The organism is Acidihalobacter prosperus (assembly GCF_000754095.2).
In the GTDB taxonomy this organism is placed as follows: domain Bacteria; phylum Pseudomonadota; class Gammaproteobacteria; order DSM-5130; family Acidihalobacteraceae; genus Acidihalobacter; species Acidihalobacter prosperus.
Window position 1 is genome coordinate 985,752 of sequence record NZ_JQSG02000006.1, and the last position, 14,158, is coordinate 999,909.

General features: G+C 62.3%; 11 protein-coding genes. All 11 read right to left on the bottom strand.

The genetic code is table 11. From position 1 onward, the window contains the following. Nucleotides 1-16: 16 nt before the first annotated feature. The 11 genes from THPRO_RS15350 to hypD all read right to left on the bottom strand — a co-directional run bounded on the left by THPRO_RS15350 (nucleotide 17) and on the right by hypD (nucleotide 14,157). Nucleotides 17-1,240, bottom strand: a complete 1,224-nt coding sequence (locus THPRO_RS15350; RefSeq protein ID WP_038091314.1) for a glycosyltransferase family protein — start codon at nucleotides 1,238-1,240, stop codon at nucleotides 17-19. Between the two features lie 3 nt (nucleotides 1,241-1,243). Continuing rightward, nucleotides 1,244-2,047 (bottom strand): HAD-IIB family hydrolase, encoded by an 804-nt coding sequence (locus THPRO_RS15355; protein WP_052064505.1) that lies wholly within the window; start codon nucleotides 2,045-2,047, stop codon nucleotides 1,244-1,246. Between the two features lie 125 nt (nucleotides 2,048-2,172). Further along, a complete protein-coding gene (locus tag THPRO_RS15360; protein WP_145930888.1) occupies nucleotides 2,173-2,517 on the bottom strand; it encodes a GNAT family N-acetyltransferase in 345 nt (114 codons plus the stop codon). Between the two features lie 67 nt (nucleotides 2,518-2,584). Continuing rightward, on the bottom strand, nucleotides 2,585-4,069 hold the full coding sequence (locus THPRO_RS15365) for a S10 family serine carboxypeptidase-like protein (RefSeq protein ID WP_052064506.1): 1,485 nt from the start codon (nucleotides 4,067-4,069) through the stop codon (nucleotides 2,585-2,587). Nucleotides 4,070-4,732: 663 nt separating this feature from the next. Continuing rightward, nucleotides 4,733-5,080, bottom strand: a complete 348-nt coding sequence (locus THPRO_RS15370) for a hypothetical protein (RefSeq protein ID WP_038091516.1) — start codon at nucleotides 5,078-5,080, stop codon at nucleotides 4,733-4,735. A 27-nt stretch (nucleotides 5,081-5,107) separates the two neighbouring features. Continuing rightward, entirely contained in the window at nucleotides 5,108-5,740 is a 633-nt protein-coding gene (locus tag THPRO_RS15375) for a cytochrome c oxidase subunit 3 (protein WP_038091323.1), read from the bottom strand. A gap of 63 nt (nucleotides 5,741-5,803) precedes the next feature. Continuing rightward, on the bottom strand, nucleotides 5,804-7,921 hold the full coding sequence (locus THPRO_RS15380; RefSeq protein ID WP_038091325.1) for a cbb3-type cytochrome c oxidase subunit I: 2,118 nt from the start codon (nucleotides 7,919-7,921) through the stop codon (nucleotides 5,804-5,806). A 16-nt stretch (nucleotides 7,922-7,937) separates the two neighbouring features. Continuing rightward, a complete protein-coding gene (locus THPRO_RS15385) occupies nucleotides 7,938-8,897 on the bottom strand; it encodes a ubiquinol oxidase subunit II (protein ID WP_038091328.1) in 960 nt (319 codons plus the stop codon). A 799-nt stretch (nucleotides 8,898-9,696) separates the two neighbouring features. Beyond that, nucleotides 9,697-10,707 carry a hydrogenase expression/formation protein HypE gene (gene hypE, locus THPRO_RS15390; protein ID WP_038091336.1) on the bottom strand — a complete coding sequence of 337 codons (1,011 nt, stop codon included), beginning with the start codon at nucleotides 10,705-10,707 and terminating at the stop codon, nucleotides 9,697-9,699. A gap of 73 nt (nucleotides 10,708-10,780) precedes the next feature. Further along, nucleotides 10,781-13,045: a carbamoyltransferase HypF gene (hypF, locus tag THPRO_RS15395; RefSeq protein ID WP_065089899.1), complete on the bottom strand. Its 2,265-nt coding sequence runs from the start codon at nucleotides 13,043-13,045 to the stop codon at nucleotides 10,781-10,783. An 8-nt stretch (nucleotides 13,046-13,053) separates the two neighbouring features. Beyond that, a complete protein-coding gene (gene hypD / locus THPRO_RS15400) occupies nucleotides 13,054-14,157 on the bottom strand; it encodes a hydrogenase formation protein HypD (protein ID WP_038091338.1) in 1,104 nt (367 codons plus the stop codon). Nucleotide 14,158 lies beyond the last annotated feature (1 nt).

Sequence of the window (14,158 nt, forward strand, 5' to 3'; positions counted from 1 at the left end):
GTATGGCCTGGAGGAACTAGGGCAGGGCGAACCCGTTGTCCTCGGCCACGGCCTGGGCCAGCGCTGCAGGAATATCCGGGTGGGCGCTGCTCACCCGGCTCCAGCTCGGGATGTAGGGCGGTTCGAAGGGGCTGGCGAGGAAGGTATCGCCAGCCTCTATCACGGCGCGGGTGAAGGTCTCGACCGCGGCCTCCTCGGCGTGAATGTTGAAGTCGAGGCCGTTGAGGGCCGCATCGGCCTGGTAGCGCTGCACCAGATCCAGCGCGTTGCGCAGATAGGCTGCCTTGAGCGTGCGGAACGTCTCCGGCGCGAGCACCACGCCCTCGGTCGCCAGCTTGCGGAACACGGACACCGCGATCTCGCGGCTCATGCGCGCCAGCCCGCTGCTGGCGTCGCTTTCCGACATCGGCTGATGCTTGTGGTCGTAGCGCGCGGCGATGTCGACCTGACAGACCCTGCGGCTGTTGAGGTTGCGGTAGATTTCCGACAGCAGACCCACTTCCAGCCCCCAGTCCGGCGGAATGCGCAGGCGAGGGATTTCGTCCGTGTGCAGCGCGAACTCGCCCGACAGCGGATAACGGAAGGCGTCGAGGAATTCGAGATAGCTGGTCGGGCCGAGAATCTGCGCCAGGCTGCGGATCAGCGGCGTGAAGAACAGCCGCGATACGCGTCCGCCGAGGCGATCGTCGGCCACGCGCGGATAATAGCCCTTGCAGAAACGGAAGCCGAAATCGGGCGCCGCGATCGGATACAGCAGGCGCGCGGGCAGCATGCGGTCGTAGGTCAGGATGTCGGCATCGTGCAGCGCGACCACCTCGGCGAGACCGGTGGCCGCGATATAGCCGAGGCAGTACCACACGTTGCGGCCCTTGCCCGGCTGATTGGGCGCGAGGTCGTCGGCATCGAGACGGTCGTGAATGGCGCGCAGGCGCGGTCCGTCGTTCCACAGCAGATGCAAGGGCTGCGGCAGGCGGGAAAAAAACGCCTTGGCGGCGTGGAACTGGGCTTCGTCGGCCTGGTCCAGGCCGATGACCACCGCCGAGAGATAGGGGATCTTGGCGATATGCTCGACGATGTTCGACAGCGCCGGACCCTCAAGCTCCGAATACAGCGCGGGAATCAGCAAGGCCAGCGGCCGTTTTTCGTTGAAGCGGCACAAGGTGCGCTCCAGATCCCCGAGGCTGCGCGTCCCGAGATCGTGCAGTGTGGCGATGGTGCCGCCCTGGTGAAAGTCCGCCATGGTTCACGCCACTCCCAAACGTGTGAGCGCCTCGATCCAGCCGGCGGGTCCGGCGTTGCGGGCGCGTAGACAGGGTACCTCGTCGGACAGCGGCCTGGGGCCGGGCAGGCAGGCCGCTCGATCCGCCATTTCGAGCAGACGGCGGTCGTTGGGCGCATCGCCCAAGGCAATCACGCGCGGCCAGTTGCCGTCGGCGCGCAGGTGATTCAAGAGTACGGCGGCGCCCCAGGCCTTGTCGATCGTGGCCGGCTGCACGGTGAGAAAACGGCCACCCTGTAACGCGGTCAGGCCCGCTTCGTGGAGGCGCTCGTCCAGGCGTTCGTCGACCGGGCCCTCCCAGCGCAGGGGTTCCGAGGCCATGCGCGTGCGCGCGGCCAGCGCATTGATCGGCGATAGCCCGGTCAGGCGACAGATGGTTTCCAGCGACCAGTCACCGAAGCCCTCCAGCGGCAGGTCCAGGGGTGCGCGCCACCCGCGCAGCAGGGCGCGGATGCTGGCGTACCGCCAGGACGTGAGCCGGTGAATGCGCCAGCCGCCGCGATCGCGTCGCGGCAGGCACAGCGCGGCGCCATTCTCGACCACGGCGGGTCCGTGCAGGCTCCAGCGCCGCCAGAGATTCAACACCTCGGCCGCCGTCTTGCTGGTGGCAGGGATGACCGGGATGCCGCGGGCCGCCAGGCGGCGGATGAACGGCGCGGCCTTGCCCAGCCCGCCGCGGGCGTCGAGCAGGGTGTGGTCGAGGTCGGTGAAGATTACGGTGTGGCGGTGAGTCATCAGAGACAATCGTCGCTCGGCCTGGTCCAGCATGGGAGTGTACCCCATGCAGGGAGTGTGCCGGGCGGATGCGGGGGATTCGTCAGTCCGCGGATACCCTCATTTGAGCCGGTACAGTAGTTCCCTCTCCCCATCGAGGTTCAGTTCGTCGACATGTCCTATGGCCGTGCGCCCGCACGGCCGAGTAATGTCTGCATGGGGATGTTGGACTGTTCGCTCGTTGCGTATAGCCGAGGGTGCCGCGCATCGTGCATTGCGGCCTCGACCAGGCGAAGGCCGAGACCGCATCGGCGATGCTCCGGATGCACGCGGATCCGAGCCAGCAGCGGCCAACCGAGAAAGGCAGCGCTCTCGATATGCATGTAGGCCACGGCTATTTGCCCGTCCTGGTCGGCGACCGTGATCCCGCCGGCCTGAAAATCCTGGCGGCGGTCGCCGATGAACTCGTCGTATGCGACGAGCTGCGGGTAATCGGTCAGTTTTCCGGGGCGTATTTCAGTCATCGGGATCGCGATGATCAACTCCGGGCTGGGTCAGCCATGGCACCGACGCAGGTTCGCCAAATCGCGTCTAAGCGCCCAATACGAACGCCTTGATGTCATCCGAGAAACGGTTTTTGACTTCGGGCCAGGAGTAGAACATGTGGCCTCCGTCGTAGAGTTTCTCGCTGATGCGCGCTGCGACAGACGCGTCCAGGTTCGACTGGAGCAGCAGGCGTTTGCTGGCGAAATACGGCGTGACCGTGTCGAATCGGCCGTGCACGATCAGCGCACGCTGCTGCGTGTTGGCGGCCATGCCGGCACGAAAATCGTCGACCGCGGAAGTCATCTCGAACAGGTCGTATTTCTTCTCGTCGTTTTTCCAGTGCTTGAATGCTTCTTCGCTGAGCACCGTGTATTCCAGCGGCGTTTCGACCCCGAGCACCTCGAAATACCATTGATGGAGTGCGTTCTGGAACAGGTGGCTATCGATGAACAGCGACTCGCTGATGGCATGCTCGTTATTGGTCCGGTGCGGGAAGGGGTCGAGCGAGTAGAGGCTGCCGTCGTACAGATCGGTGATTTCATCATGGTTCTTGCGCGCCAAGCGGGCGTAGTCGCTGATTCTTATCCGGCCGCTCGAGCGTTTGACGAAATCGGCGTCCAGGCCGATCAGGTCCGCCGTCTTGCCCAACACCGCTTCGCGCTGCTCGGCGGGCATGAGGCTTCCGGAGACCAGCATTTGCGCGAATTCGCTGACGCTGAAGCGTTCGCTTTCCGCGAGTACCTCGTCCATCGCGGCTTCCTGATCGAAATGGCGGCCGATGCCGTGGCGATGCGCGATCGCGGCATACGTCGGCAGCTGATTGACCCACTGGCCGGCGCTGTAGTCGGAATCCAGAACGTCGCTGAATTGCCAGATCGGCGAAATGCTGATGATGCCGGCCATGCCCAGCCCGTATTCCTTGTTCAGCAGCTTTGCCAGTCGACAGGCGCGATAACCGCCATAACTCTCGCCGGCGTAGTACAGGGGGCGCTGCCAGAGCTTGTGCTGGCGCAGGAAGCGACGCATGAACTGTCCGATGGAATCCAGGTCCTTTTTCGTCGCCCAGTAGGGGTTTTTATCGTCTTCCGCCTTCTTTTCCGATTTGTCTTCGTCGTCCTTTTTCTTGGGCTTGATCAGATGACTGAAACCGGTGCCGACCGGGTCGATGAACACGAGATCGGCGAAATTAAGCCAGGACTCGGGGTTGTCGGCCAGCGTCCGGCTGGCGAGATCGAGTTTGCCCTCGTCCGTGCGTGACAGGCTTTTGGGCCCGGCGCAGGCAAAATGCAGGAACAGCGAGGAAGCGCCGGGGCCGCCGTTCATGCAGAAGATGACCGGCCGTTCGGCGTCGGCGTTCTGTGCCAGATAGGCGGTATGGAACATCCGTGCCTTCGGCTCGTCCTGATCGTAAATCTCCAGCCAGTCGGCGACCACGTTCACGTCGAGTGAGCCATCCGCCAGTTCGAATCGCTGGTGTTGCAGTGCGCCTTTATGCGGGTTTTCCGTTTTCGTCTGATCCGTGTCGGTCATCGGGACTTTCCTTGTTGATTCATTGACGGTAGAGGGTGATCCAAATCCTGCGTGACATACCTGGCCGCAGATGGTGGGTCACAGGAAGGGGCGAGGGTTCGAGAGCCGGTTTTGCCATATGGCATGCTCAATTTGGGTTTCGAAGGCTCAGCGCACCAATTTGCAGCGTTATTGCCATGTTGTGGACGAACAACATGGCGAGCAACTTGAGTATTTCTATGCACCCGGATTGGGTGTGTTTCATGCGCAAGACCTGGCCGCGTGCGATCGACGTCGGTGATGAAGTCGGGGTGGCGGTGGGACATAGAGGCGAAGCCGCATGAGGGGGGGCGAGACCAGCTGGTATGCAATGAATATGCCGTTCGGTTCGCTGCATTTGATGGGCTCCTTACGTGACAGCGATGCAGGGGCCGTGCGGCGTTATAGCGGATAGTGCCGGGTCGCTGGCCACGTGCCGGCTAGATTGTGGATCCTTGCATAGGGGCAAGCACGTAGTATTTCGAGCTGGCCTATGCACACACATCACGTCCACCTACAGACCATCCATGCGGGCCATATGGATGCTCGGAAATGCTGGTGCGGGTATTGGCAAATAGGGAGTGCTCCAGCCAGATCGAATTTGCAATGCCATCGTGGCATTAAGCTGATGCGGATTTCATCATTTCACGTACCCCCGATCATCGTGCGGTGCATCAATGTGATAAACATCATGGTTGTCAGCCCAATGGTGATGACCAGTAGCGGCAGCGTGAGCACCAGCGAAACGGTATGCCAAATCCGGTGTTCGGACAGGTTGAGCTTGAAGAAGGCATAAAGCTGTACGGCGATTACGATGAGTGCGATGGCTAGGATCAGGATCAACAATGCAGGACCGTTCAGCCAGTGGGTGTTGAGCAGCCAGACACAGGCCGCCATTGCTAAGTATTCGAGAATAAACACGAACAGATATCCTGCGCCATTGGCGACCTGGACCTCGGGATGTTCAATCGGATTGAAGTGTGAGTGCGACATCGACATGTCTCCGTAGGTTTGCAGTGATCAGATGGCAGCCAATGAGGTCGAACCCATGAGGTAGACGAGGGTGAATACGCAGACCCAGATCACGGCCTGAAACAGCCAGAATATTTTGAGGTTGAGCAAGCGATACACCACGTCCTCAGTGAATCCCTCAAGCGCCACCTGAATGAACATGGCTGCCAACCAGAGCAGGCCAAAGGCAACGTGCACGGCGTGAACCAGCACGATGACCCAGTAATCGGACAGGAAGCCGCTCTTTTCGGGAATTGCACCCATCGCGTATAGATCGCTGAATTCGTGCCATTCCATGCCCAGGAAAGCGATGCCCAGGACGAATGCCATGGCAATGCCGAGGAGTACGCCACTGCGATTGGCCTTCTTGAGAGAGACCATGGCATATCCATAGGCGAGAACGCTGGCAAAGATGAATGCCGTCGACCACAGGGCGGGGCCCGGATGGATGACCTGACCTGCAGTAAAGGCTCCTGCATAGTGCATCCCGTCGGCGTAGATGCCGAAGGTGGCGAACAATCCGGCAAAGATCATCAGGTCGCTCATCATGTACAACCAGAAGCCGAGTGTTCGCGTGCCAATGGCATCGTGTGGGTGATCCTCGTATTGCCACATGTCGCTGGTGTCTTGGTATGTATTCATCAGTCGTGAACTCCAGAAATCAGGCTTGAGTCGTTCTGGCTGAAGCGGTGTTCCCGCATGAAATCAATAATCCGGATGTCTGGCCGCGGGAGCGCCATGGTTGGGCATGGATCCGCCGCCGGTTCCCATAGAAACGGGGTTCTCGATTTCTTCGGTTTGGCGATGCGGCCGCGATGTGCGTTCCAGTTCCCCGATTTCCTCGGCCGTGATGACATACCCGGGGTGCTTGGTGAAGGAGCGAATCAGCACCAGTGCGATGATCGCAATGAAGCTGACCAGGGCCAGCAAGTAAATGCGCCATACCATGGAGAAACCGCAGATCAGGGTGAAACCGCTGATGATGATCGGCATGCCAGTGTTGTTCGGCATGTGTATGTCTGTGTAGCGTTCGGGCTGCCGATCAAGAGTACCCTGTTCGCGTCGCCAGGCGACCTCATCCAGTGCATGCACGATCGGAGTCACGGCGAAGTTGTAGAACGGAACCGGCGTATGGGTCAGCCACTCAAGGCTCCGCGAAGTACCCCAGGCATCATCGGCCGTGACGGCATTGCTGGCGCGGTCACGGTAACTGACGTAGATCATGCCTAGAAACACGAATACCGAAACCAGATAGAAGCCGATGCCGCACAGTTCGATCAGCAGCAGGGGCCACCACGAAGGGTGGGAGATGTAGTCGAGACGACGCGTCATGCCCATGAGGCCGAGCGTATACATCGGCAGGAAAACCAGGGCGGTGCCGGTCGAGAATAACCAGAAGAACATGCGTCCAAGGCGTTCATCGAGCTTGAAGCCGAACACCTTGGGCCACCAAAAGACGATCGCGCCGAAAGCGGCGTAGGTAATCACCATGAACATGTTGTGAAAGTGGGCAACCACAAAAACACTGTTGTGCACGATGTAGTTGATCGCCGGAATGGATAGCATCATGCCCGTCATTCCGCCGATGATGAGCAGAAAGACCGATGTCACCGCCCATAGCATCGGTGCCTCCATCCGGATGCGGCCTCGATACATCGTGAATACCCAGTTGAACACCTTCACGCCTGTCGGAATGCCGACCAGCATGGTGGTGATGCTGTAGAAGGCCAGTACCTTTGGGCTGGCGCCCATGGTGAAGAAATGGTGCAGCCAGACCAGCCAGGACACACCGGCGATACTGAATGAAGCCAGTACCATGGTGGTGTAGCCAAACAACGGTTTGCGAGAAAAGGTTGGAATGATTTCAGACAGAAATCCGAAAGCCGGCAGTACGACGAAGTACACTTCCGGGTGACCCCAGATCCAGAACAGGTTGGTGTACATCATGAGATCACCGCCAAGGCCAGCGGTGAAGAAGTGCGTGCCAAGGTAGCGATCGAAGGTCAAAAGGCTGAGTGCAACGCCAAGTACCGGGAACGAGGTCAGCCCGATGATGCTGGTGGCCATCGAAGTCCAGGTGAATATCGGCAGTCGAAACCATTTCATACCTGGGGCGCGCATCTTGATGATCGTGGCGATGATGTTGATTGAGCCCAGCGTCGTGCCGATGCTGCCGATCTGTATCGACCATAGCCAGTAATCCACGCCCACTCCTGGGCTGTATGCAAGTTCGGTAAGAGGTGCGAGGCCGACCCAGCCGGCGTGCGAGAAATCGCCGACGAACAGCGCGATCATGACCAATGCGGCCGACACGGCGGTCAACCAAAGTCCGAGAGCATTTAAATACGGATAAGCCATGTCGCGCGCGCCTATCTGCAGCGGCACGATCAAGTTCATCATGCCGATAAGAATCGGTGTGACCGCCAACAAGATCATGATCATTCCGTGCGCGGTCCAAACCTGATCAAGGTGGAAAGGTGGGAGATATCCGTGCAAGGCGCCGAGCACGCCAGGGGAATTTGGTCCAACGGCTAAGGCTTGTTGAGAACGGATCATGAGCGCGTCGAAAAAACCACGGAACAGCATGATCAGGCCGATCAGCACATACATGATGCCGATTTTCTTGTGGTCTACCGTGGTCAACCAGTCGCGCCACAGCCAGCCCCAGCGGCCAAGAATCGTTAGCGTCGTGAGGACGGCTGTGCCCCCGACTGTGACCAGCATGAAGGCGAAAAATATGACGGGGTTGTTGTAGTGCGGGATCAGCAGCAGGCCAAGGCGGCCGAACAGTTCATTCCATGGACCTTGTAGATGAACAGGCATCGCGTGGGCTCCTGAGTCAGTTGGAGTGAGTGCGGAAGATTTTGGCGTGCATGTTTTCCGTCATGGCCATCGGGGTGACATAGTGAAGGCGTTGCGAACGTACTGCTTTTATGACTTTGGCGAACAAGCCGGTTTTTACATCGGAAAAATAATGTATTTTTCTTTCGATATTGACAGTCGGCTCGGCAAACCTAGAGAAGCTTGCATAGTTCAAGGTGTTTTTAGAGGTCCCGGCTTTTTTTATCCAGGCTGTGAATTTCGCCGGCGGAACAGCTTTGACCTTGAAATCCATCCAAGAGAAACCGGGGCCGCTGAATGCCGCTGAAAACCCATGATAGCGACCTGGATGGTCAACTTCGAAAGATTGTTTTGTGCGCATACCGGGCATTGCGTAAATCTGCCCAACGATCTGCGGGATATAGAAGCTGTTGACCACAGACGTCGAGGTCAACTTCAAATGCAGTTTCGTCCCGGTCGGCACAACGAGCTCGTTGGCTACTGCAATATGTTTATTCGGGTAAACAAAGAGCCACTGCCAATCTGTGGTTATGACATCGACCGTGAGTGGTTTATGGGAACGGGCTGTGCTGGCGCCGTGGCTATTAAGTGCATGTGGATTGTAGGGGTTGACGGCTTGAATGCCGCGCCATGAGTAATATGACAGCACGCCAACGATCAGCAGTGGTATCCCCCATACCACAACCTCTATCACATTTGAGTGCGACCATTCTGGTGCAAATGCCGATCTGCGCTTTTCTCGGTAGCGCCAGACTACCCATATCAGCAGGAAAGTCGTTGGTACGATCACGATTGCCATCAAGGTCACATCGATAATCATGTAGTGCAATTCGGTGTCAGCGATGAGTCCTTTGGGATTGAACAGCCAAAAATGGGTGTCGCTACAGCCACTCAGAAGCAGCAAGGGTGAATACGCTAGGTAACGAAAATATAAAACGTACCGTTTCGCCCATTTCATAGTCGACAGGCCTCCTGAAAGCGGGTGAATCAGAATTTTCTGTCTATAAAAAACAGAAAATAATAAGATCTAATTAATAAGATGCGCTTGAAAAAACACCTTAATGACAAGGTATTTTTTTGAGTGAGGAGTGTTGCTCGATGTTATGTGTGAATAAGACCACGTAAAAAAGTTTCTTAATATCTGTTTATTTTAAAATAGATGATATTTATGCTTATATTTTAGGGGGATGAAATGCACTTGGCGTGGGATGAGATATAATTGAATGTTTGAAGGAGTAAAGCTGTAGCAGAGTTGCCTCGATACATGGGCTGACATGCGTGGGGGAATATTGACTATTAGCTGGCATTCGAATGCTAGTGTATGTTGTCACTAGATATCGTAGATGTGCTAAGCGAATATTGGTGTATGGAGGGGTGGTGCGGGAGGTGATGCGTTCCACGGTAACGCGCTTATAATTTGTTTTTATTTTAACCCATTTAATGTATCTAAATTATCTTTTTTATGGTGGGAGCCTGGCTGCTGATGGGCGCGTGAGTCCAGGCAATGCCCAGGCATTAACCGGCGGTATCGACATTCAGTTACCTCGAACTCGCTGTGTTGTTTCCTTTGCATGGGCTTCGAGGTCGGGACCAGAGAGGCGAAAATACAGCTTGTCTGCAACACATGTGCCCCAGGCTTTCGATGAAATTCAAATGCGTTGGCGGCGTCGATCGTCCAGTCGAAGCGGATGCAGTTCTTCTCCAATGCGAAATTGGCTATCCATCCCATACTTCTGGTTGCCATCCCAAAGCAGTCCTCAGCAGATCCGTGGCAGCGGGTCGTCTTCCAGTTCTTCCAGCACGCGTTCGCCGCCGAGCGGAGTGCGCAGGATGGCGCGGGCGCGGTTCCGGGTTTCGCTGAGCGTGCCGATCAGTGCGGCTTCGGTGCCGCCGGGCAGTTCGCGCCAGGCGGCGAGGGCGCCCTCGGTCGCTTCGGGGGCGACGACCGCGACCACGCGGCCTTCGCAGGCGAGGTAGAGCGGGTCGTAGCCGAGCATTTCGCAGACCGCGCGCACAGGCTCGCGCACCGGGATCAGCGCTTCGTCGAGGTGCAGGTCGAGACCCGTGGCGCGGACGATTTCATTGGCCACGGTGGCGAGACCGCCGCGGGTGGGGTCGCGCATGAAGCGCAGGCCGTCGATGCCGAGCAGGGCCTCGGTCAGCGGCAGCACGGTGGCGGCGTCGGAGCGCAGGTCGCCGCGCAGGCCGAACTGCTCGCGCGCGAGCATCACCGCCACGCCGTGGTCGCCTACCGGGCCGCTGACCAGCACGCGGTCGCCGGCGCGGACCTCGCGCAGGCCGAGACGCCGTCCCGGTTCGCGGATGCCGACGCCGGTGGTGGCGAGATACAGGCCGCCGCCCTCGCCGCGGCGCAGCACCTTGGTGTCGCCCGCCGCCACCGCCACGCCGGCCTCGCGCGTGGCGCGCGCCAGGCTGGCCACGATGCGTTCGAGGGCGGCGATCTCGAAACCCTCCTCGACGAACACGTTGAGCGTGAGGTAGTGCGGCCGCGCGCCGGCCACGGCGAGGTCGTTGACCGTGCCGTGCACCGCCAGCGCGCCGATGTCCCCGCCCGGGAACTCCAGCGGCTGTACGGTGAAGCCGTCGGTGGTCACCAGCACATCGCCGGGCGGCAGCGGAATCGCCACCGCGTCGGCGTCCACGTCGAGGCGTGGGTTGGCGAGGTGCCGCGCGAACAGTTCCTCGATCAGTTCGCGCATGTAGCGTCCGCCGTTGCCGTGGGCGAGGGAGACGTGGGTGTCCTGCATGACGGTGTGTCCTTTCGTTCTGTTTCGCAAAAGTTTCCTAACGCAATGTTTTAAGGGATCAAAGTTTCGCGAGTTAAGACGGATTCGAGGTCGCGGCCGCGTATTCGACGACCTGTCCGAAGCTCAGTCCCGCGTCGTTGCAGGGAATGCGTTCGCCGAGGTGCGCGGCGAAGCCCTCGGCATCGAGCAGGGCCAGCGTGCGCTCGGCGAGCAGGCGGTTCTGGAACACGCCGCCGCTCAGGGCGACGGCATCGACCGGCTCGCGTTCGCGCAGGGTCACCGCCTGGGCGAGGATGGCCCGGGCCAGGCTTTCATGCGCGGATGCAGCCTTCTCGACAGGCGCGCGCGCAGGGTCGTCGAGCAGGGCTAGCAGCGGCGCCCAGTCGGTGATCCATAGGCCTGCGTCGTCCTGCGCCAGCGGCAGCGCGACGGCCTCGGTCGTTCCGGCATGGGCCGCCAGGGCTTCGAGGTACATCGGGCCCTGACCCTCGAAGCTCACCTCGCGGACCAGATCGAGCAGCGCGGCGACGGCGTCGAAGACGCGGCCGGCGGCGCTGCTGCGATGGCAGTTGAGATCGCGCTCCCAGGCGCTGCGCAGGAGCGCGGCATCGCCTTCCGCCATTTCGCTGTCGAGCGGCCACGGCATGCCCGCCTCCCAGCGCAGGGCGGCGGCGCTGCGCCAGGGTTCGCGCCCGGCGCGCCCTGCACCCGGCAGGCGAAACGGGCGCAGGCTGCCGACGCGTCTCCAATGGCCCGGCGCGCCGTACAGCGCCTCGCCGCCCCACAGCGCACCGTCGGGGCCGAGGCCGATGCCGTCCCAGGCGAAGGCCAGCCAGCGGCGGTGCGCGGGATGTTCGCCGGCGACGGCGGAGGCGTGTGCGTGGTGATGCCAGACGCGGTGCACCGGCAGCGCCTGAGCGGCGGCCCAGCGGGTGCTGGCGTAATCCGGGTGCGCGTCGCAGGCCACGGCCTCGGCGCGCACGCCGTAGAGCCGCTGCAGGTCGGCGATGGTGCGCGCAAAGAGGTCGCGGGCGCGCGGGCCGTCCAGGTCGCCGAGGTGCGGCGAGATGACGACGCGGTTTTCCCAGGCCAGCGCGACGGTGTTCTTCAGGTGGCCGCCGACGGCGAGCAGCGGGCGGGACAGCGGCTGCGGCAGTTCGAGTTCGAGCGGCGTCAGCCCGCGGCCGAGGCGCAGCGGACGCGCGCGCCCTGCGACGACGCGCAGCACCGAATCGTCGGCCGGCCGCTCGATGGGGCGGTTGTGGTGCACAAAGGCGTCGGCCACGTCCGCGAGCCGGTTTTCGGCTTCGGCCTCGTCGGTGAGCACCGGTTCGCCGCTGGGATTGGCCGAGGTGGCGACCAGCGGCCCGTCGAAATCGGCCGCGAGCAGATGGTGCAGCGGGCTGTAGGGCAGCAGGACGCCGAGTTCGTTCAGGCCGGGGCAGACGGAGGGCGCGAGGCCGTGCCCATCGCGTAGCGGCACGAGCACGATGGGGCGTTCCGGCGCGCGCAGCGCCGCCTCGTGCGCGGGCGAGAGATCGGCGACGCGGTGCAGGTCGCGCAGGTCCTCGGCGAACAGCACGGCCAGCGGTTTGTGCGGGCGCGGCTTGCGCGCGCGCAGCCGGGCGACGGCGGTTTCGTTGCGTGCGTCGCACAGCAGGTGGTAGCCGCCGATGCCCTTGACCGCGACGGTGGCCCCGGCGCGCAGCATGCCGACGGCGGCGGTCAATGCGGCCTCGTTGCCCGCGACGCGTTCGTCGCCGCCGACAAACGCCAGTTGCGGCCCGCAGGTGGGGCAGGCCACCGGTTCGGCGTGGAAGCGGCGGTCGAGCGGGTCCTCGTATTCGCGACGACACTCGGGGCACAGCGTGAAGCCCGCCATGGTGGTGGCCGCGCGGTCGTAGGGCAGGGCGCGGATCAGGGTGTAGCGGGGTCCGCACTGGGCGCAGTTGATGAAGGGGTAGCGGTAGCGCCGGTTGCCCGGGTCGGCGAGCTCGGCGAGGCAGTCGGGGCAGGTGAAATAGTCCGGCGGCACGTGGTTGCGTGGGGCTTCGCCGGCGCGGCTGGGCAGGATGCGAAAGCCCTCGTCGATGTCGTCAGCCGCGGTCGGCGCGCCGCGTTCGAGCAGTTGCGGGCGGGCGATGGCGGGGGCCTCGGCGATCAGCGCCTCGGCGAAGGCCGCCAGCGCGTCGTCGTCGCCGTGGGCCTCGATCTCCACCACGCCGGCGCCGTTGCGCACCGTGCCGGCGACGCCGAGGCGGTGCGCGAGGCGGTAGACGAAGGGGCGATAGCCGACGCCCTGCACGCGACCACCCACCACCCATCTGACGGCCGCCATCGCTGAGCTCAGGCGCTGCGCGCCTCGCGCAGCCCCGACGACCACCAGATGCGGCAGGCGCCCTCGTCGGAGACCATGCAGGGGCCGATGGGGTTGCGCGGGGTGCAGGCGCGGCCGTAAAGGCGGCACTGGTCCGGAAAGATCCGGCCCAGCACCACCGAGGCGCAGTCGCAGCCGGGCGGCATCTCGCCGGCGCGGCGCCGCGTGTCCTCCGGCGCGGGGAACACGCGCCGTGCGTCGAGGTGCTGCCAGGCCGGACGCAGGGCGAAGCCGGAATCGGGGATGATGCCGATGCCGCGCCAGTTGGCGTCCTCGACCTGCATCACCTCGCTCAGCCAGCGTCGGGCCGTGGGGTTGCCGCCGGGGCGCACCAGCTCGGGGTAGCAGTTGTCGAGGAAGGGCCTGTCTTCGATGGTCTGGCGCAGCACCGAGTAGGTGGCGGCGAGCAGGCTCTCCGGGGTGAAGCCGGCGATCGCCGCGGGCATGCGGTGACGCTCGACCACGAAGGACCATTCCTCGGGACCCATCACGGTGGCGACGTGGCCGGGGGCGATCAGCGCGTCGAAGGCCGCCTCGCCCGAATCCAGCAGCATGGCCACGGCCGGCCAGGTCAGCCGCGCGGCGAGCAGGATCAGCAGGTTGTCGGGCACGCCCTCGGCCAGCATCGCAGCGACCGGCGCGGTGGTCGTCTCGAAGCCGGCGACGAAGAACACCACCGGTTTGTCGGGTTCGGCGCGGGCGATGGAGGCGGCCTCCTGCGGCGAGGCGACCGGGCGCACGTCCGCACCCGCGGCGCGGGCCTGTTCCAGCGAGCGGGGTTCGCCCTTGGGCACGTTGGCCGGCACGCGCAGCATGTCGCCGAAGGCGACCAGCACCACGTCCTCCTCGAGGCTCAGGCGGATGGCCTCGTACAGGTCCTCCTCGGGGCAGACGCAGACCGGGCAGCCGGGGCCGGGAATGATCTCGATGCCGGGCGGCAGCGCGCCGCGGATGCCGGAGAAGCTGATGCTGCGCTCGTGGCCGCCGCAGACGTTCATCAGCCTGATGGGGCGCGGCAGCGCCAGTTCGCGGATGCGGGCCAGCCAGGTCTGCGCGATGGTCTGGGCGGGCACG

Excerpts from the sequence above, each read along its gene's own strand:
- THPRO_RS15350 (WP_038091314.1), bottom strand. The coding sequence starts at position 1,240 with ATGGCGGACTTTCACCAGGGCGGCACCATCGCCACACTGCACGATCTC.
- THPRO_RS15355 (WP_052064505.1), bottom strand. The coding sequence starts at position 2,047 with ATGCTGGACCAGGCCGAGCGACGATTGTCTCTGATGACTCACCGCCAC.
- THPRO_RS15360 (WP_145930888.1), bottom strand. The coding sequence starts at position 2,517 with ATGACTGAAATACGCCCCGGAAAACTGACCGATTACCCGCAGCTCGTC.
- THPRO_RS15365 (WP_052064506.1), bottom strand. The coding sequence starts at position 4,069 with ATGACCGACACGGATCAGACGAAAACGGAAAACCCGCATAAAGGCGCA.
- THPRO_RS15370 (WP_038091516.1), bottom strand. The coding sequence starts at position 5,080 with ATGTCGCACTCACACTTCAATCCGATTGAACATCCCGAGGTCCAGGTC.
- THPRO_RS15375 (WP_038091323.1), bottom strand. The coding sequence starts at position 5,740 with ATGAATACATACCAAGACACCAGCGACATGTGGCAATACGAGGATCAC.
- THPRO_RS15380 (WP_038091325.1), bottom strand. The coding sequence starts at position 7,921 with ATGCCTGTTCATCTACAAGGTCCATGGAATGAACTGTTCGGCCGCCTT.
- THPRO_RS15385 (WP_038091328.1), bottom strand. The coding sequence starts at position 8,897 with ATGAAATGGGCGAAACGGTACGTTTTATATTTTCGTTACCTAGCGTAT.
- hypE (WP_038091336.1), bottom strand. The coding sequence starts at position 10,707 with ATGCAGGACACCCACGTCTCCCTCGCCCACGGCAACGGCGGACGCTAC.
- hypF (WP_065089899.1), bottom strand. The coding sequence starts at position 13,045 with ATGGCGGCCGTCAGATGGGTGGTGGGTGGTCGCGTGCAGGGCGTCGGC.